General features: G+C 72.1%; 16 protein-coding genes and 1 pseudogene. 11 read left to right on the forward strand and 6 right to left on the reverse strand.

What is annotated here, in order from left to right:
• Nucleotides 1-19: 19 nt before the first annotated feature.
• From ACLJQZ_RS02520 to ACLJQZ_RS02545, 6 genes are all read left to right on the forward strand, one after another.
• Complete coding sequence (locus ACLJQZ_RS02520) at nucleotides 20-3,247, forward strand: nitrate- and nitrite sensing domain-containing protein (protein WP_410618583.1); 3,228 nt, start codon at nucleotides 20-22, stop codon at nucleotides 3,245-3,247.
• Nucleotides 3,248-3,267: 20 nt separating this feature from the next.
• On the forward strand, nucleotides 3,268-3,729 hold the full coding sequence (locus ACLJQZ_RS02525) for a roadblock/LC7 domain-containing protein (RefSeq protein ID WP_247063745.1): 462 nt from the start codon (nucleotides 3,268-3,270) through the stop codon (nucleotides 3,727-3,729).
• A gap of 25 nt (nucleotides 3,730-3,754) precedes the next feature.
• A complete protein-coding gene (locus ACLJQZ_RS02530; RefSeq protein ID WP_326944717.1) occupies nucleotides 3,755-4,552 on the forward strand; it encodes a DUF742 domain-containing protein in 798 nt (265 codons plus the stop codon).
• On the forward strand, nucleotides 4,533-5,141 hold the full coding sequence (locus ACLJQZ_RS02535) for a GTP-binding protein (RefSeq protein WP_247017872.1): 609 nt from the start codon (nucleotides 4,533-4,535) through the stop codon (nucleotides 5,139-5,141). The genes ACLJQZ_RS02530 and ACLJQZ_RS02535 overlap by 20 nt, the downstream gene beginning before the upstream one ends.
• A gap of 394 nt (nucleotides 5,142-5,535) precedes the next feature.
• A complete protein-coding gene (locus tag ACLJQZ_RS02540; RefSeq protein WP_410618584.1) occupies nucleotides 5,536-5,952 on the forward strand; it encodes a roadblock/LC7 domain-containing protein in 417 nt (138 codons plus the stop codon).
• Nucleotides 5,953-5,958: 6 nt separating this feature from the next.
• A complete protein-coding gene (locus ACLJQZ_RS02545; RefSeq protein WP_410618341.1) occupies nucleotides 5,959-6,942 on the forward strand; it encodes a DUF742 domain-containing protein in 984 nt (327 codons plus the stop codon).
• Nucleotide 6,943: 1 nt separating this feature from the next.
• Here ACLJQZ_RS02545 and ACLJQZ_RS02550 read toward each other — a convergent pair whose 3' ends face one another.
• Together ACLJQZ_RS02550 and ACLJQZ_RS02555 are read right to left on the reverse strand one after the other, a co-directional pair.
• Complete coding sequence (locus ACLJQZ_RS02550; protein WP_410618342.1) at nucleotides 6,944-7,513, reverse strand: hypothetical protein; 570 nt, start codon at nucleotides 7,511-7,513, stop codon at nucleotides 6,944-6,946.
• A 79-nt stretch (nucleotides 7,514-7,592) separates the two neighbouring features.
• Complete coding sequence (locus tag ACLJQZ_RS02555; RefSeq protein ID WP_410618343.1) at nucleotides 7,593-9,830, reverse strand: helicase-associated domain-containing protein; 2,238 nt, start codon at nucleotides 9,828-9,830, stop codon at nucleotides 7,593-7,595.
• 92 nt (nucleotides 9,831-9,922) lie between these two features.
• Here ACLJQZ_RS02555 and ACLJQZ_RS02560 point away from each other — a divergent pair, with 92 nt between their 5' ends.
• The 4 genes from ACLJQZ_RS02560 to ACLJQZ_RS02575 all read left to right on the forward strand — a co-directional run bounded on the left by ACLJQZ_RS02560 (nucleotide 9,923) and on the right by ACLJQZ_RS02575 (nucleotide 13,030).
• Entirely contained in the window at nucleotides 9,923-10,102 is a 180-nt protein-coding gene (locus ACLJQZ_RS02560) for a hypothetical protein (RefSeq protein WP_247058525.1), read from the forward strand.
• Between the two features lie 103 nt (nucleotides 10,103-10,205).
• Nucleotides 10,206-11,594, forward strand: coding sequence for an NAD-dependent malic enzyme (locus ACLJQZ_RS02565; protein WP_247058523.1), 1,389 nt, complete (start codon nucleotides 10,206-10,208; stop codon nucleotides 11,592-11,594).
• A gap of 48 nt (nucleotides 11,595-11,642) precedes the next feature.
• A complete protein-coding gene (gene moaC, locus ACLJQZ_RS02570; protein WP_247058521.1) occupies nucleotides 11,643-12,113 on the forward strand; it encodes a cyclic pyranopterin monophosphate synthase MoaC in 471 nt (156 codons plus the stop codon).
• Nucleotides 12,110-13,030, forward strand: coding sequence for a molybdenum cofactor biosynthesis protein MoaE (locus ACLJQZ_RS02575; RefSeq protein WP_410618344.1), 921 nt, complete (start codon nucleotides 12,110-12,112; stop codon nucleotides 13,028-13,030). The genes moaC and ACLJQZ_RS02575 overlap by 4 nt, the downstream gene beginning before the upstream one ends.
• A 224-nt stretch (nucleotides 13,031-13,254) precedes the next feature.
• Here the strand turns inward: ACLJQZ_RS02575 and ACLJQZ_RS02580 are convergent.
• Nucleotides 13,255-13,479, reverse strand: a pseudogene (locus tag ACLJQZ_RS02580) (nitroreductase/quinone reductase family protein); the annotation flags it as partial.
• A 55-nt stretch (nucleotides 13,480-13,534) separates the two neighbouring features.
• Here ACLJQZ_RS02580 and ACLJQZ_RS02585 point away from each other — a divergent pair.
• Entirely contained in the window at nucleotides 13,535-14,005 is a 471-nt protein-coding gene (locus ACLJQZ_RS02585) for a MarR family winged helix-turn-helix transcriptional regulator (protein WP_410618345.1), read from the forward strand.
• An 88-nt stretch (nucleotides 14,006-14,093) separates the two neighbouring features.
• On the opposite strand, the gene ACLJQZ_RS02590 is transcribed toward ACLJQZ_RS02585, so the two are convergent.
• The 3 genes from ACLJQZ_RS02590 to moaA form a co-directional block, all read right to left on the reverse strand.
• Nucleotides 14,094-14,744 carry a transglycosylase family protein gene (locus ACLJQZ_RS02590; RefSeq protein WP_410618346.1) on the reverse strand — a complete coding sequence of 217 codons (651 nt, stop codon included), beginning with the start codon at nucleotides 14,742-14,744 and terminating at the stop codon, nucleotides 14,094-14,096.
• 854 nt (nucleotides 14,745-15,598) lie between these two features.
• Nucleotides 15,599-15,859, reverse strand: coding sequence for a MoaD/ThiS family protein (locus ACLJQZ_RS02595; RefSeq protein WP_410618347.1), 261 nt, complete (start codon nucleotides 15,857-15,859; stop codon nucleotides 15,599-15,601).
• Nucleotide 15,860: 1 nt separating this feature from the next.
• Complete coding sequence (gene moaA, locus ACLJQZ_RS02600) at nucleotides 15,861-16,868, reverse strand: GTP 3',8-cyclase MoaA (RefSeq protein ID WP_410618348.1); 1,008 nt, start codon at nucleotides 16,866-16,868, stop codon at nucleotides 15,861-15,863.
• Nucleotides 16,869-17,064: the final 196 nt, after the last annotated feature.

A 17,064-nucleotide genomic window follows, 5' to 3' on the forward strand; every position in this document is an offset into this window, starting at 1 on the left:
AGTGGCTGAGGAGAACGTGATGCGCCCCGGCGGGCGCTGGATCGACCAGGGCTTTACGAGCACGAACGATGATGGTGGTGCGGCGGTGCCGAACGAAGACGCCGCGGGGGTGGGAGGGACCCCTGCGCAGTCGCCCGGAGCGAATCCGGGGAAGAGGTCCGGATTTTTCTCCGGCATGCGTGACTGGCGGCTGCGGTCCAAGCTGGTCGCGGTCCTGATCATCCCTACTCTGACCGCGTCGGTGCTGGGGGCACTGCGCGTGGTCGACGACGCCCAGCAGGCGGCGGAGTTCCAGCGCACCGCCGACCAGGTCGCGTTCGCGGTCAAGGTCACCACGGTGGTGCACGAGCTGCAGAACGAGCGTGCGCTGGCCGTCGCGCGGATCTCGTCCGCCAACCAGTTGCTGCAGACGGGGCTGGACGCGCAGATCGCCAAGGTCGACCGCGAGGTCACCGACCTCAAGGGCGCCGCGTCGACGTTGAAGAACGACGACCAGGCCACGACCGACCGCTACGCCCGCGGTATCCAGCGCCTCGACGCGCTGCGCCCGCTGCGTGCGGCCTACGGCGCGCAGAACGGCCTGCCGGACATCACCGTCATGACGGCGTACTCCGGCATCGTCGACGCGCTGATCGAGCTGGGCCGCGAGGTGACCACCGCGGTCACCGACCGGGACGTGCTGCGCCTCGGCACCAGCACGCAGGCGATCAGCGAGGCCAAGGAGTTCACCGTCCGCGCGGACGCCGACCTGCAGATCGCGGCGTACCGCACGAACTTCCCCGGTGACCTCCTGGACCAGACGCGTGCGGCGGCGTCCAGTGCGGACGCCTCGGTCATCTCGTTCCTCGCGAACGCCGACGACGACCAGCGGCAGCTCTACAACGACACCTACTCCGGTCCGGAGGTCGACGACCGCCGGCGGATCCAGACCAGCGCGTTCGCCTCCGCCCAGCTGGGTGAGGCGCCGAGCATCGAGCCCTCGACCCTCAGCAAGGACAGCACGGTCTCGGCGGACAAGCTGCACGCCGTCGAGTCGAACCTGCTCGCCCAGCTGAAGACCCGCGCGGACGACCTGGCCACCGCGGCCGTCAACTCCGCCTGGATCGGCGGTGCCATCGTGCTCGCCGCGCTGGCCGCCGCGATCGCGCTGATGCTCATCGTCGCCCGCCTGATGCTGCGCCCGCTCCGGGTGCTGCGGAAGAGCGCGCTGGACATCGCGTACACCCGGCTGCCCGAAACCGTGCAGAACATCCTCGACGACCCGGACCCGGTCGGCGCCTCGAAACGCGCCGTCCAGCCCGTGCCCGTCGATTCGCGCGACGAGATCGGCGAGGTGGCGCGCTCGTTCGACATCGTCCACGAGCAAGCCGTCAAGATGGCCGCCGAGCAGGCCCTCCTGCGCGAGAACGTCAACGGCATCTTCGTGAACCTCTCGCGCCGGTCGCAGCGGCTGGTGGAACGCCAGCTCGGCGTCATCGACCGGCTCGAGGCCGACGAGCAGGACCCGGACCACTTGGCCAGCCTGTTCGAGCTCGACCACCTGGCCACGCGGCTGCGGCGCAACGGTGAGTCCCTGCTGGTGCTTTCCGGCGCCGGCCTGGCCAAGTCCGTGCCGAAGCCGGTGCCCGCCGCCGACGTCATCGGCGCCGCGGTGTCCGAGATCGAGCAGTACGCCCGGATCGAGGTCGGCATCGTGCCCGACGTCGCGGTCCAGGGCCTCGCGATCCACGACCTCGTGCACGTCCTCGCCGAGCTGCTCGACAACGCGACCTACTTCTCCGAGCCGGAGACGAAGGTCATCGTGCGGGCCGTCGTCACCCGGCGGAAGGCGCTCGCCATCCAGGTCACCGACCACGGTGTCGGGATGGGCGAGGACCGGCTGGCCGAGGTCAACGCGCGGCTCGCCGAGCCGCCGGACCTGGACGTGTCGGTGACCCGGCGAATGGGCCTCTACGTGGTGTCGCGGCTCGCCAAGCGCCACGGCATCGAGGTCCGGCTGCGCGAGAACGAGGACATCGAAGGCGGCGTCATCGCCCGCGTCGTCGTCCCGGCCGAGCTGCTCACCCAGCTCCGCCCGGGCATGCCGCGCCAGCAGCTGACCCAGACGCCGCCGCCGCAGAACCGGTCCGAGACGTCGATGTCGATGCCGAGCATCCCGGTGCCGTCGATGCCCGACTTCGAACAGACGCAGACGCACCACCACACCCCGCCGCCACCGGCCCCGCCGGTGCACGAGCCGGTCGCGAACCAGGGCGGGCTGGTCCCGCTGGACCAGCCGATCAGCCTGGACGACCTGGTCAGCGGCGGGCGTGCGGCAGGACCGTTCCTGTCGCCGGAGCTGCCGAAGCCGGAGACGCCCGCGTGGCCGACGGCCGAGGACCTCGCGCCGCTGACGCCTTCGCCGAACGGCGACGGGGCCAGCCACAGCGCGGACACCCGGTTCCAGCCGCTGGTGCTGCCCAAGCGCGAGCCGAAGTACGTCCCGCCGGAGGAGCCGCCCCCGCCACCACCCGTGGCGGACGTCGGCTCGTCGGCGCTCGAAGACGATGTACCCACCCGGCGGCTGCCCATCTACCAGTCGGTGCTGTCACGCTGGTTCAGTGAGGGCGACGAAGCGGGCGCGGCCGATCCGGTGCCGGCTCAGGCCGACGCCGCGGCCGACCCGATGCTGCCGCCGCTCAACGGGCTGGCCGACGAGCCACGGCACGAGGCTCGTCGCGAGCCCGCGCCGCGGTACGAAACCGAGCGCGAGCCCGTTCGCGAGCGGGAGCCCGTTCGTGACCGTGAGCCCGTCCGCGACCGCGAACCCGTTCGCGACCGCGAGCCGGAGCCCGAGCGCGTCGACGAGCTGCAGCCGACCGCGGCGACGCGGCACCCGCTGCTCCCGCCCGACGACGGCTGGCACAGTGCCTCCGACGAGGGCTGGAACGCGGCTCAGTCGCTGCTGGAGGCGAAGGACGAGGAGATCACCCCGGCCGGGCTGCCCAAGCGCGTCCCGAACGCCTACCTGGTGCCCGGGTCGATCAACAGCCCTTCGTCCGACGCGCCGGCGCAGAACAACTTCGCGGACAACACCGGTGGGAGGCCCGGAACGGGTGTGATCACCCGCTCGGCGTCCACGGCGCGGAGCCGGATGGCAAGCTTCCAACGTGGCTACACGTCCGGACGGCACGCGTTGAAGGAACGCACGGACGAAGACGGTGTGTTTCCGATGAATGGCAACACCACAGACAGCAGTGAGGAGTGAAAGTGACACGGGCGGGTGCAATGCAGCCGGGTGGCTCCGCGCAGCCGGGTGGCTCCGCGCAGGCCAAGGCGGGTAATACCGGCAGCTTCGCTTGGCTGATCACGGATTTCGTGCACCGGGTGCCCGGCGCGGCCCACGCGGTCGTGGTGTCGGCGGACGGTCTGCTCCTGGCGGCCTCGCGCGGCCTTCCGAAGGACCGGGCGGACCAGCTGGCGGCCGTCGCGTCGGGGCTCACCAGCCTCGCGCGGGGTGCGGCCAAGGTGTTCGAGGGCGGCACGGTCGCGCAGACCGTGGTCGAGATGGCCAACGGCTTCCTCTTCCTCATGGCGGTTTCCGACGGTTCCTGTCTCGCGGTGCTCGGGTCACCCGAAAGTGACATCGGCTTGGTCGTCTACGAGATGACCCTGCTGGTGGAGCGGGTCGGCCAGCAGCTGACACCGGAGATGCGGGCGCAACTGCAGGGCGCAGCGGTCCGCCGCTGACGACCGGGGAACCGAGGAGAGAGCCGTGGACGACGGGCGCTTGAGGGGCGATGGCCGGCTCGGTGACGACTTCTCCGGCGGGTGGTCCGAGCAGCCGGGGCCGGACGACGGCCGGGAGGACTGGCAGTCGTTCCGGGAACGCGTCGACCGTGAATGGCGGCAACGGCGGGTCCAGGGTTCCGACAGCGACCCCGTCCGGGAACCGCCGAACTGGCTGACGGACTCGAACGCGGGGCAGGAGCCGATCCGGCCCATCGAGCCCGGCAGCAACGGGTACCGCGACCGGTTGCTCGGCGGTCCGGGCTCGGAGCTGTTCGGCGGCGCGAGCGGGCCGTTGTACGACGCGGCGGACTTCGCCGCGTACAGCAACGACCGCGAGCGCGACTACACGTCGGGTCCGGACTCCGGGGAGCTGGCCGCGGCGCTGCCGCGACAGGCCCACCAGGAGTACGTCGACGAGCCACCGCCGCCGACGGAGATGGAGACGTCGGGCCTGGTCCGGCCGTACTTCCGGACCCGCGGGCGGACGAAGGCGACACTCGATCTGGCGATCGAGACGTTGATCTCGACCAGCGAACAGGGCCGGTTGCTCGACCGGGTCCGGGTGCCCGAACACCGGTCGATCTGCGACCTGTGCTTCGACACCCGGTCGGTGGCCGAGGTGGCGGCGCTGCTGCGGCTGCCGCTCGGTGTGGTGCGGGTGTTGATTGGTGACGTGGCGGGGCTCGGGCTGGTGCTGGTGCACTCCAGCAGCCAGACCGTGGGTGACCGGCCGAGTATCGAGTTCATGGAAAGGGTGCTCAGTGGGCTTCGGAGAATTTGACTCCGACGCGAACGCGCCGCAGGTGACGGGTCCGACCTCGTCGGCCAAGATCGTGGTCGCCGGCGGGTTCGGTTCGGGGAAGACAACGATGGTCGGGGCGATCTCGGAGATCGACCCGCTGACCACCGAGGCCATGATGACCGAGGCGAGCGTCGGACACGACGACACCTCGGCGACGCCCAACAAGACCACCACTACCGTGGCGATGGACTTCGGGCGCATCTCGCTGGACTCGGACCTGGTGCTGTACGTGTTCGGTACGCCGGGTCAGCACCGGTTCTGGTTCATGTGGGACGACCTGGCGGTCGGGGCCATCGGCGCGGTCGTGCTCGTGGACACGCGGCGGCTGGCCGACGCGTTCCCGTCGATCGACTTCTTCGAGAACCGGAAGCTGCCCTACGTCGTGGCCATCAACTGCTTCGACCGGTTGCTGCACCACCAGATCGAGGACGTCCGGCACGCGCTGACCATCGCGCCGTCGGTTCCGATCATGGCGTGTGACGCGCGCGAGCGCGACTCCGCCAAGCAGGTGCTGATCTCGGTCGTCCAGCACGCGATCGCGCACGATTCGGCGTTGCGCGCGGGATAGCTCGATGACGCCCCGAACCGGATGCGGCCGTTGGAGTGAACTCCACGTGCTTCACCCACCTCGGGGGCAGCGGCCGCCGTCCGGAGCAGTGCTCGGGGCGGCGCGTTCGGTACCGTCGACGGCCGGGTCGTTTCGCTTGACCGGCCGGACCCCGGCTGACCTGCGCGGACACCGCGTCGCCACGCATCGTCGCCGGCGGCGCGGAGTGTCGCTCGAACGCGTGGACCCGTCCGGGTCAATGCGGTGCGCAAGCATGCGTACACATAGGGTGCGCAGCGGCCGTCCGGTCGCGGACTCGACACCGCCGGCGGTGCGAATACGCTTGAGGGAGGCGCCGTCGACCGGCCACTCCGGTGTGCGGCGCGCGGCGCGGCGCGAGCAAGGAGGGGTAGTGGTGACGGCATCCGGCCATGGCACGTTCGGCTGGCTCATGACGGAGTTCGTGCGCCGGGTACCCGGCGCCGCCCACGCCGTGCTGGTGTCCGCCGACGGCCTGCTGCTGGCGCCGTCGGAGGGACTGCCCCAGGAGCGCGCCGAGCAGCTGTCCGCGGTGGCCTCCGGACTGCTCAGCCTGACGCACGGAGCCGCACGCTGTTTCGAGGCGGGCGGTGTCAACCAGACAGTAGTGGAGATGGAGCGCGGCTACTTGTTCCTGATGTCCGTTTCGGACGGCTCGTCGCTGGCGGTGCTGGCCGCACCGACGTGTGACATCGGCACGGTCGCGTACGAGATGACCCTGCTCGTCGAGCAGGTCGGCCAGCAGATCACCCCCGAGCTGCGCGCGCAGCTACAGGGCGGCGTGCGTGGGTAGGACACGATGAGGATTTCGGGATTCGACGATCCGGACTCCACCGGCTGGGACGCACTGCACCGCGGCACCGAGCGCGAGGGTTTCGATTCGCCGAGCAAGTTCGACATGTCGACGTTGTCGACGATCATGCCGCGCCGGACGCGGCAGACGCCGCCGCCTCCGCCGCGGCCGGACCCGCAGGGCTACACCGACGAGGACACCCGTGAATGGGGCTCCTCGGCGGTGGCGACCCCCGACGACGGCTACGAGGACGACAGCTACGAGGACGACGGTTACGACTCCGGCTACCACTCCGGTTACGACGACGGCGGTCACGCCGCCGGCCGGCCGGAATGGCGGGACGAGCCCCGCTACGAGCCGGAGCCGCCGCCGTTGGAAACCTGGACGCCGCCGCGTGGCGCGGGCCGCGCCCCGGCCCCGCGCCCGCCCGCGCCCCGGCCGCCGGCCCCGCGCCCGCCCGCGTCCCGGCCCCGGGCCCAGGCGCCCGCGCCGTCGTGGGCCCCGCCGGTCGACCCGCGCGCCGGGTGGACGCCGCCGCCGGACCCGGAGACCCGCTGGATCCCGCAGCCGCCCGAGCCCTACGGCTACGACGAACCGGCCCCCTGGAACGAGCCCGCCGCACGCGTGGCGAACCCGGTCCCGGTGGCTTCGGCCGGCTCGCGGGTGCGCCCCTACACCCGCACCGGTGGCCGTACCCGGTCCGACCACAACCTGGCGCTCGAGGCCCTGGTCTCGACGTCCGACGACGGCCGCCGCTACCGCGGTGTCCGGTCGGTCGAGCACCGCCGGATCTGCGACCTGTGCCTCGACACGCGGTCGATCGCCGAGATCGCCGCGCACCTGCGGCTGCCGCTGGGCGTGGTGAAGGTGCTGGTCGGCGACATGGCCGACATCGGGCTGGTGCTGGTCCACCACACCGAGCTGATCCTGGGCGACCGCTCGTCCCGCGACTTCATGGAACGCGTCCTGGCGGGCTTGCGGGCCCTGTAGCTCAGGGCGTGAGGGTCAGGGCCAGCGTGTTGCCCGGCCCCGGGACCGCCGCGTTGACCAGGGCCGTGCCCGCACCGCAGTTCGCGAAGGCGCCGATCGCGTACGTCGACGTCAGGTGCCCGCCAGTCGAGAGCGTGAAGTCGGCCGACGTGATCTCCGTCGTCACCGGCTGCGCGGTGCCGCACGCGGGGCCGACGTCGTAGGGGGCGCCGCCGACCGTGACGTCCGAGACGCGCACCGGCCAGGTCGCGGTGCCCGTGAACCCGCCGAACGACGAGCCTTCGATCCGGGCCGGGCCGAGCGTCACCGTGGCGCTGACCGCGCCCTTCGTGACCCGCACCGGCCCCAGCGTGAACGTCCCGTAGTAGGTGTACGGCCCGATGTCGGTGTACATCTCGGCCGTCCCCGGCCCGAGCTTCACGTCCGCGTCCGGCTTCGCCACGTGCGTGGTGCCCTGGACCGCGTACTTCGTGTAGACCGGCGGTCCGACGGCGCTTGCCGGCCCGGCGAACCCCAGCCCGCTGACCACCACCGCCGCGGCCACCGCGGTCACGCGTGTTCCTCGCTTCATGGTCCCTCCCCTGACTTCCGAAGGACCCAGGCTTACCACGTCCGCGCAGTCCGGTGCCGATTCACCGGATCGCGGGTGATCAGTCCTCGACCAGCGCCGCCGAGGTGATGCGGTGCAGGGAGTAGCGCTCGTTGTTGTCGCCTTCGAGGATCCCGCCGCCGACGCGGATCGGGCGGACGACGCGCTGGCTGGCGGTGCCGCGCGAGTCGACGAAGCCGATCCAGACCTCACGGCGTTCGAGCGTGGCCCGGGACAGCAGCTCCAGCGTCGCCGACGTGTCCGCGCCGCCGCCGCCCGGCGCCTTGACCGTCGAACCCCGGCGCCGCGCCGAGGCCGCGTCGCCCGCGCGCAGGTTGGAGACGATCCGCTCCGCCTGGTCCTCGGTCAGCACCGCCTGCTCGCCCGGGTTGCGCCGGGGCGCGCGGGCCTTCGCCGGCAGCCGCCGGCCGCCGGGGCGGATGTCGACGACCCGGCCGTCCGGGCCCTCCGCGGCCGGGGCGAACCCGGCGCCGCGCAGGCCGGTCAGGACCTCGTGCAGGGGATCCGGGCTGATCACGACGGTCGGCGCGATCAGCCGCAGGTCGTGCTCCGCCGCGATCGGGTGGGCGAGCACCTCGGCCAGCAGCGCCTCGTCGTCGCACCGCAGGAACGACGCCGCGACCCCGCCGCGCAGCCGGCCGTGCCGCCGGGCGACGTCGTCGACCAGGTAGCTCAGGCCCTGCGGCACCGGCGTCGCGGACTTCGCCTTGAACAGCGCGTGCAGCTCGTCGGCCGTCCGGCCGGTGTCGAGCGCGCGCCGGACCGAGCCCTCGGTGATCCGGTAGACCGTCGCGTGGCCGGCCGACTCGATGTCGGCGACCGCGTCCATCTCGGTGGCCAGCTCCGGCTCCAGCGGCCCCGGCGCGACCACCGTGAGGTCGGCTTGGAGCAGCACGTGGTTCACCGGCGCGGGCAGCGCGTCCAGGATCGCTTCGACGGCGGCCGGGCGGTCGTCGGCCAGCAGCGCCCGCGTCGCCGTCGTGACGCCGCCGAGCCCGACCAGGCCGAGCGCGCTCGCCTCGGCCATGGTCCAGCGCACCGTCTCGTCCCGCAGCCGCCCGCCACGGCGGGGGGCCCGCCAGGCGAGCACCGCGACCAGCTCGTCGACGCTCTTCACCCCGGCGCCCTCGGGCAGGGCCGCCAGCGTGGCCAGCACGCGGCGGCGCGCGACCGGCGCCAGCGGCCGCCGCAGCTCTTCGGACAGCGGCGCGACCGGCTTGTCCTTGGCGTCGCGGCCGCCGGCGAGCCCGGGCAGCCGCGGCAGCTCGAGCCACGCCTGCGCGAGCGTCATCCAGCGCTGCGCGGTCGGCGACGCGAGCCAGGAGTCGGTCAGCGTCGTCGGCACCCATTCGGGCACGCTCGCCTCGCTGTCGGCGACGAGCCCGGCCCCGACGGCCAGCTCGGCCAGCAGCGTCGCCTGCGTCTCGTCGATCTCGAGGTCCTTGGCCAGCTTCTTCAGCTCGCGCACGCCGAGGCCGCCCGACTTGAGCACCGGGGGCGGCGCCGCCGACCACCCGCGCAGCAGGGATTCGGTGTGGCGCAGGAACTCCATCGCCTCACCGGCCGCGGCTTCGTCCAGAGTGGACGCCCGGTGCGGGTGCACCGGCAGCTCGGGCTCGGTGAGCGTGCCCGGTCCGAACACCCCGCCGCGCACCGCGACCCCGAGCTCCATCGGCAGCTCGACGGTCTGGTCGTCGCGCCGCAGCAGCAGCCCGCGGGCGAGCAGCTTCTGCACCGGCGTTTCGGCCTTCTTCAGCGTGAGGTCGATCCCCGCGTCGCGGGTGCGGCCGATCGGCGGGCCCGCGGCCAGCGCGTTCAGCACCCCGCGTTCGTCGTCGGACAGCTCGGCCAGCCGCGCCTCGAGGTCTTCGCCGGCCAGCGCCGGCGACGACGTGCCCAGCCCGGCCGGGAACGGCCCGAGCGCCTCCCGGACCGCGGGCGGCACGCGCAGCGCGTCGTCCGAGCCCCAGACCAGCGCCCGCGCGCGGAGTCGGGTCAGCGGCGCCGCGATGTCGGCGCCGACCAGCTTCGCGACGTCTTCGACCGGCACGGGGTCGCGGTCCGCGCCGGTCAGCAGGCACGCTTCGAGCACGGCCAGGGTGATCGTGTCGAGGTCTTCGCAGGCGCGCGCGACCGAGCCCGGGGTGCCGGCGCGGGTGGCCAGCACCGTGCTGTCGGAGGGCGGTGGCGTCGACAAGTCGCGACGCGTGCGGAGCAGCTCTGCGAGTGCGGCGTCGGGCTCCGCACGCAGCCAGTCCGCCAAGGAGGTCGCGGGCATAGAAGGACCAGGGTACCGGGCGGTTGGCCGGACCTGTCTCGGCTCGGGCAGACTGTCCCCGAGAATCGAGTACGGCTGTGTGGGAGGACGTTGTGGCCAAGGGCGAGAAGAAGCACAAGGGTGTCGACCCGACCTGGCCGGGCGAGGCCGGTGAGCACCCCGTGACCGAACTGGCGTCGGACCGCCAGGGCGCGCTGTCGCCGTTCGGGGACCTCACGTTCCCGCTCGACACGGTGCCCTACGTGCACCCCGAGACCGAGATCAACCGCTGACCCTGTCGTTACTGGTCAGTACCGGTTCCGGCGCCTCGTGAGGGCGGTCACGGGAGTAGGTTCGCTCCCGTCCCAAACCCTCTTTCCCACGCGGGAGTAAGCCATGCCGGTTCCCGGTCCCGGATATTCGATCACCGTCCGGGTCGAGGCCCCGGCCTCGTCCAGCGCGGCCGGTGACCTCACCACCGCCGTCGGGCGCGTCGGTGGCGTGCTGACCGCGTTCGACGTCGTGGAGTCCCACTCCGACTCGATCGTGGTCGACATCAGCGCCAACGCGCTGTCGGAGAACCACGCGAACGACATCACCCAGACGCTCGACTCGCTGCCCGGCGTCAAGGTCCGCAAGGTCTCCGACCGGACGTTCCTGATCCACCTCGGCGGCAAGATCGAGGTCACCCCCAAGGTCGCGCTCCGCAACCGTGACGACCTCTCCCGCGCCTACACCCCGGGCGTCGCGCGCGTCTGCCAGGCGATCGCGGCGAACCCCGAGGACGCGCGGCGGCTGACCATCAAGCGCAACACCGTCGCGGTGGTCACCGACGGGTCCGCCGTGCTCGGCCTGGGCAACATCGGCCCCGCCGCGGCGCTGCCGGTGATGGAGGGCAAGGCGGCGCTGTTCAAGAAGTTCGCCGACGTCGACGCCTGGCCGGTCTGCCTGGACACCCAGGACACCGAAGAGATCATCATGATCGTCAAGGCGCTCGCGCCGGTCTACGCGGGCATCAACCTCGAGGACATCGCCGCGCCGCGCTGCTTCGAGATCGAGAAGCGGCTGCGCGAGCAGCTCGACATCCCGGTGTTCCACGACGACCAGCACGGCACCGCGATCGTGGTCGTCGCCGCGCTGCGCAACGCGCTGCGCGTGGTCAAGAAGAACATCGAGGACTGCAAGATCGTGGTCAGCGGCGTCGGCGCGGCCGGCTCGGCGATCATCCGGCTGCTGCTGCGCAAGAACCCGGGTGACATCGTCGCCGCGGACATCGACGGCATCGTCCACTCCGCGCGCGGCAACCTCGACGACAACCTGACCTGGATCGCGTCGCACACCAACGCCGAGCAGGTCAGCGGCACCCTGCACGAGGCCCTGGTCGGCGCGGACGTCTTCATCGGCGTCTCGGCGCCCAACCTGTTCGGCGCCGAGCAGGTCGCGACCATGAAGGACGACGCGGTCGTCTTCGCGCTGGCCAACCCGGACCCGGAGATCGACCCGCTCGAGGCGCAGCAGCACGCGGCCGTCGTCGCGACCGGCCGCAGCGACTTCCCGAACCAGATCAACAACGTGCTGGCTTTCCCGGGCGTCTTCCGCGGCCTGCTCGACGCGCACGCCAACAACATCGACGACGACATGCTGCTGGCCGCGTCCGACGCGATCGCCGACGTCGTCGACAACGGCAAGCTCAACGCGTCGTTCATCGTGCCGAGCGTGTTCGACAGCGCGGTGGCGCCCGCGGTCGCCGAGGCGGTGCGCAAGGCCGTCCGCGCCGAGCGCTGAGCACGTCCCGGGGCCCCCGGCCGGGGGCCCCGGAAGTAGCCTCGGCTGGTGAGTGAACTCAGCCACGTCGACGAGACCGGCGCCGCCCGGATGGTCGACGTCTCCGGCAAGACCGCCTCCGCGCGCACCGCGCTCGCGGCCGGCACCGTGCGGACCACCGCCGAGGTGCTCCGGCTGCTCGCCACCGACGGCCTGCCGAAGGGTGACGCGCTGGCCACCGCGCGGATCGCCGGGATCATGGGCGCCAAGCGGGTGCCCGAGCTGATCCCGCTGTGCCACCAGATCGCGTTGTCCGGGGTCAAGGTCGAGTTCGAGCTGGGCGAGGCCGAGGTCCGGATCCGCGCGACCGCCAAGACCACCGACGTCACCGGCGTCGAGATGGAGGCGCTGACCGCGGTGGCCGTGGCCGGGCTGACCGTGCACGACATGATCAAGGCCGTCGATCCGGCGGCGACGCTGGACGAGGTCCGCCTGCTCCGCAAGGACGGCGGCAAGACCGGGACCTGGGAGCGGCCGTGAAGCGCACTGCGCGGGTGATCGTGGCGTCCAACCGCGCCGCGAAGGGGATCTACGAGGACAAGACCGGCCCGGTGATCGCCGCCTGGCTGGCCGATCGCGGGTACGACGTCCCGGCGCCGGTCGTGGTCGAGGACGGCGACCCGGTCGGGGTGGCGCTGCGGGCCGCGCTGGCCGACGGCGTGGCCGTCGTGCTCACCACCGGCGGCACCGGGATCTCGCCGACCGACCGCACCCCGGACGTCACGAAGACGGTCCTGGACCACGAGCTGCCGGGCGTCGCGGACGCGATCCGCGCGGCGGGCCTGCCCAAGGTGCCCTCAGCGGTCCTCTCACGCGGTGTGGCCGGGGTTGCGGGGAGGACCCTCGTCGTGAACCTCCCGGGCTCCAGCGGCGGCGTCAAGGACGGTTTGGGTGTCCTCGACGGCATCCTGGACCACGCCGTCGACCAGCTGGCCGGTGGCGACCACCCGCGCGCGGTTCCCGCGGGCCCGGCGGTCCGCGTCGCGCGGGCGCTGGTGACCGCGGAGCCGCTCTCGACCGAGGAGCACGCCCGCCTGGTCGAGGACGACGCGGCGGGCGCGGTGGTGACGTTCGCCGGCGTGGTCCGCGACCACGACGGCGGCAAGGGCGTCCGCGACCTGACCTACGAGGGGCACCCGAGCGCGAGCCAGGTCATCGCGGACGTCGTGGCCGACCTGTCGGCCCGCTGGACCGGCGTCCGGGCGGTCGCGGTCAGCCACCGCATCGGCGCGCTGACGATCGGCGACGTCGCGCTGGCGATCGCGGTGGCGGCCGAGCACCGCGGCCAGGCGTTCACGGCGTGCGCGGAGCTGGTGGACGAGGTCAAGGCCCGCCTCCCGGTCTGGAAGCACCAGCACTTCACCGACGGCACGGACGAGTGGGTCAACTCGCCCTGACGTGCGGTCAGCCCGCCGCGGGGGCGATCCGGAAGACCGCGACCCGGTCGGCCGCCGCGGCGAACTCGTCCGGGTCCGCCTTCGCAGGCGATGCCCAGCTTGACGAACATCGGCACCCCGTGCGGGACCTCGCGCGGGAAAGCGCGCACGACCTCGCGGCGCAGGCCGGGGTCGGTGACCTCGGTGAGCGTCACCGGCTGCCGGCGGCCGCGCGCGAGCTCACCGCGGCCCGCGGCGCGGGCGTTGCGCGCCCAGTCGGACTCCGGCAGGCCGGCGATGACGTAGCGGTGGCCGCCGACGGTCAGCGGGGAGACCGGCGTGGCCCGCGGCGCACCCGAGCGGCGGCCCGGGACCGTCAGGACGTGGATGGTGCCGAGGGGCAGCCCGGCCCGCGTCAGCAGGCGGATGAGCCGGTTGGCGGGCCGCAGCCAGCCGGGGAGGGTCGTCACGAGAGCAAACCTTTCGACGATCGAAGGAGTTGTCCGTCAAGGTAGACTCTTTCGAGTGTCGAAACAACTGCCGTCCCGGGCCGAGCTGATCACCGAGGCCACCCGCGCCGCGGCCGACTTCGGCGCGGCCGACGACCTGGTCGACGAGGCCGCCGCAGCGGCGTTCGGCGTCAACCGGACGGATCTGCGGATCATCGGCCTGGTCATGACGGCGGGCACGCTGACGGCCGGCGGGCTGGCCACGGCGGCCGGACTGAGCCCGGCCGCGACGACGACGGCGATCCAGCGGCTGATCCACGCCGGGCACCTGACGCGAAAAACCGACGCCGAGGATCGGCGCCGGGCGGTGGTGGAGCTGACTCCGCACGCGGTGGACCTGCTGGAAGAGGTCTACGCACCGGTCGAACGGGCCGGGCGTGAGCTGCTCGAGCGGTACTCCGCGGAAGAACTGGTGTTCATCATCGACCTGCTGCGCCGCGGCGAGCGGCTGCAGCTCGCGCAAGCGCGCCGGGTCCGGGGCGAATGACAAGAACCCTCCACCGCCCGGGGGATTGGCGGTGGAGGGTTCCCGGCGTCACGGCTCGAGGCCGGACCCGCGCATCACTGCGCGATCGTCACTTGGTGGCGATCTTCTGCCCGACGAGGATCATGTCCGCGTTCGGGATGTACTTCGCGTTCAGGTCCTGCAGCTTCTGGTAGCCGCCGGTGACGCTGAACTGCTTGGCGATCTTGGACAGCGTGTCGCCCGCCACGACGGTGTAGTCACCGGCCGGGTTCGAGCTGCTCACGCCGGTCGCCGACGGGGCAGCGGCCTGCTTGGGGGCCGCGGCCTGCTTCGGGGCCACCGGGGTGCTCTTCTTGGGAGTCACCTTCTTGGGCGTGGTGGTCTTCGCGGTCCGCGGGGCCGTCGACGAACCGCCGCCGCCCTTCTTGCCGCAGACCGGCCAGGCGCCGATGCCCTGGCCCTGTAGAACGCGCTCGGCCACGGCGATCTGCTGGTCACGCGACGCGCCCTGGGCGCTGCCGGTGCCGCCGTAGGCCTTCCAGGTGCTCTGCGTGAACTGCAGGCCGCCGTAGTAGCCGTTGCCGGTGCTGATGCTCCAGTTGCCGCCGCTCTCACACTGCGCGATAGCGTCCCAGTTCGTCGCCGACGCGGGGGTCGCGGCGATTGCGAGGGGGGCGCCGACCGCGATGCCCGCGATGGCGACGCGAGCGACGGTGCGGGTGGCAGCGGACATCTTGCGGTGCTTGCCTCGGTAAGACATCTGAATGCTTCTCAGGCTTCCCTGCGCCTACGAGACTTGTGCTGAGGGTCAGGATCGGGGTCCTGGCGCCGGCCCTCTCAGACCGGCGGACGGCTCCGACGCACGACGCGTCGTCCTCGTCCCCTCGTCCCTGTCCGGAAATGCTTTCGCTCGGGGTATGGGTCCGGGTATCCGTCGGACAGGGCTAGGCGCTACGGATTCCCGGTGTTGCGTGACTGGTCGGGGCCAGCCGATTAGCGACGGTACGTAACGATGACCGTGATCGGAAATTATTCGGGGCGTGACCTACGTCACAGTAACGGCACGCAACCCCCGTCGATGGGCGTGTCTACGCAGGTCAGGGGTCCGTTATCTGTCCGTTTCCTTGCCGAGACAAAGCACGGATCGTGAGGCTTGCATCACGTGTTTTGCGCAGTGAATGGCCCTTTCGGGCCGCCTGGTTCACGAATGGGGGGCGCATCTTATGGAGTCCCCCGGCGGTTCGCCAGACTTGACAGTGGCCTCTGGTGCCCCATGAGTAACTCCGGCCCCACCTGTTCGAGGGGTTTGCGTGCACGGTCGGAGGCGTCCGTCCGGGCGGTGGGTGCCGACGGGGGCGACGGACCGTGTCCGACCAGGCGAGACGGGTCACCGGACGGAGTGGGTTCGACCGCGGATTCAGCGTCCCGCGAACGCCCGGCCGCGGCGGGGCGCCACGCCGGGGCGCCGGACCCGCGTCGGCGAGCGGTCGGCTGCCGTACCCGAGCGGTCGGCGGTTATCGGGGGAGGGGAAGTGGCTCGCCCGGACGGGCGGTTCGCGTACCGGAGCGCCGGCGCACCTATGTATAGGAGAGCGCCCTATGTAGCGGAGAAGGTCAGCCGCCGGCGAAGGGCGGGAGGACGTCCAGCTCGGCGCCGTCCTCGAGGCGGCGGGTGAGGTCGCGGACCGCGATGCCGTCGAGCAGGTAGCTGACGGCCTCCAGGACCCGCGGCAGCCGCTCCGGGTGGAGGCGGCGCAGCTCGGCCACGGCGTCGGCGACGGAAGCGTTCGAAGGCAGCTGCACCTTCTCCTCTTCTTCACCGGCGGCGGCGCGCGCCGCCGCGAAGTACCGCACCACGATGGTCAGGGTGCTCATCTCAGCCGCCGATCGCGCTCATCGGCCGGATCGGCTGCGCGAACCCGGCGTCGTTGATCTCGTGTCCCGCGAGCTTGCCCCACATGGTGGCCCGCCAGGCGTCCGCGACCTCTTCATCGCGCGCGCCCCCGCGCACGAGGGCCCGCAGGTCGGTCTCGTCGTTGCTGAACAGGCAGGAGCGCACCGCGCCGTCCGCGGTCAGCCGCGTCCGCTCGCACGCCGAGCAGAACGGCCGGGTCACCGACGCGATCACGCCGACGTCGCCGGGGCCGCCGTCGACCAGCCAGCGCTCGGCCGGCGCCCCGCCGCGCGACACCGGGAACGGGCTCAGCGAGAACTCCGTGCCCAGCATCCCGAGGATCTCCGACGCGGTGATCATCTCGCCGCGGTTCCAGCCGTGCTGGGCGTCCAGCGGCATCTGCTCGATGAACCGCAGGTGGTAGCCCTCGGCGAGGCAGAACTTCAGCAGCGCCACGGCTTCGGTGTCGTTGACGCCCCGCATCAGCACGGCGTTGACCTTGACCGGTGTCATCCCGGCGTCGCGCGCGGCGGCCATGCCGGCCAGCACGTGCGAGAGCCGGTCGCGCCGGGTGATCGCGAGGAAGGTCGCGGGGTCGACGGTGTCGAGCGAGACGTTGATCCGGGCCAGGCCGGCGGCCGCGAGGTCCTTCGCGCGCTTGGCCAGGCCGATCCCGTTGGTGGTCATGGACAGCCGGGGCCGCGGCTCGAGCGCCGTGATCCGCGCGACGAGGTCCTCGAGGCCCGGCCGCAGCAGCGGTTCACCACCGGTGAGCCGGATGTCGGTGACGCCCAGCATCTCGACGGCGATCCGCATCAGCCGGACCAGCTCGTCGTCGGTCAGGACTTCCTCGTCCGGCATCCAGTCGAGGCCTTCGGCGGGCATGCAGTAGGTGCAGCGCAGATTGCACCGATCCGTCAGGGAAACCCGCAGATCGGTGGCCACCCGGCCGAAGGTGTCGATGAGTCGTGGGTTCTCGGGTCTGGGCACACGGGAGGAACCTCGTGTACCGGGGACGCGAGGAAACCCGAGATCCACTGCCGTCATTACGTCCAGAGTACGCCGGGAGCGAAGCGACACCATTGAGGGCGGTGGCGGGGGCATGGATGGACCAACTCCGGAACGCGCGAAGTGCGGAGATCGCTAGGATACTTCGCGGAGTGAGTGGTTCAGTGGCCGAACTACC

It is taken from the genome of Amycolatopsis sp. cmx-8-4 (assembly GCF_046548675.1).
In the GTDB taxonomy this organism is placed as follows: domain Bacteria; phylum Actinomycetota; class Actinomycetes; order Mycobacteriales; family Pseudonocardiaceae; genus Amycolatopsis.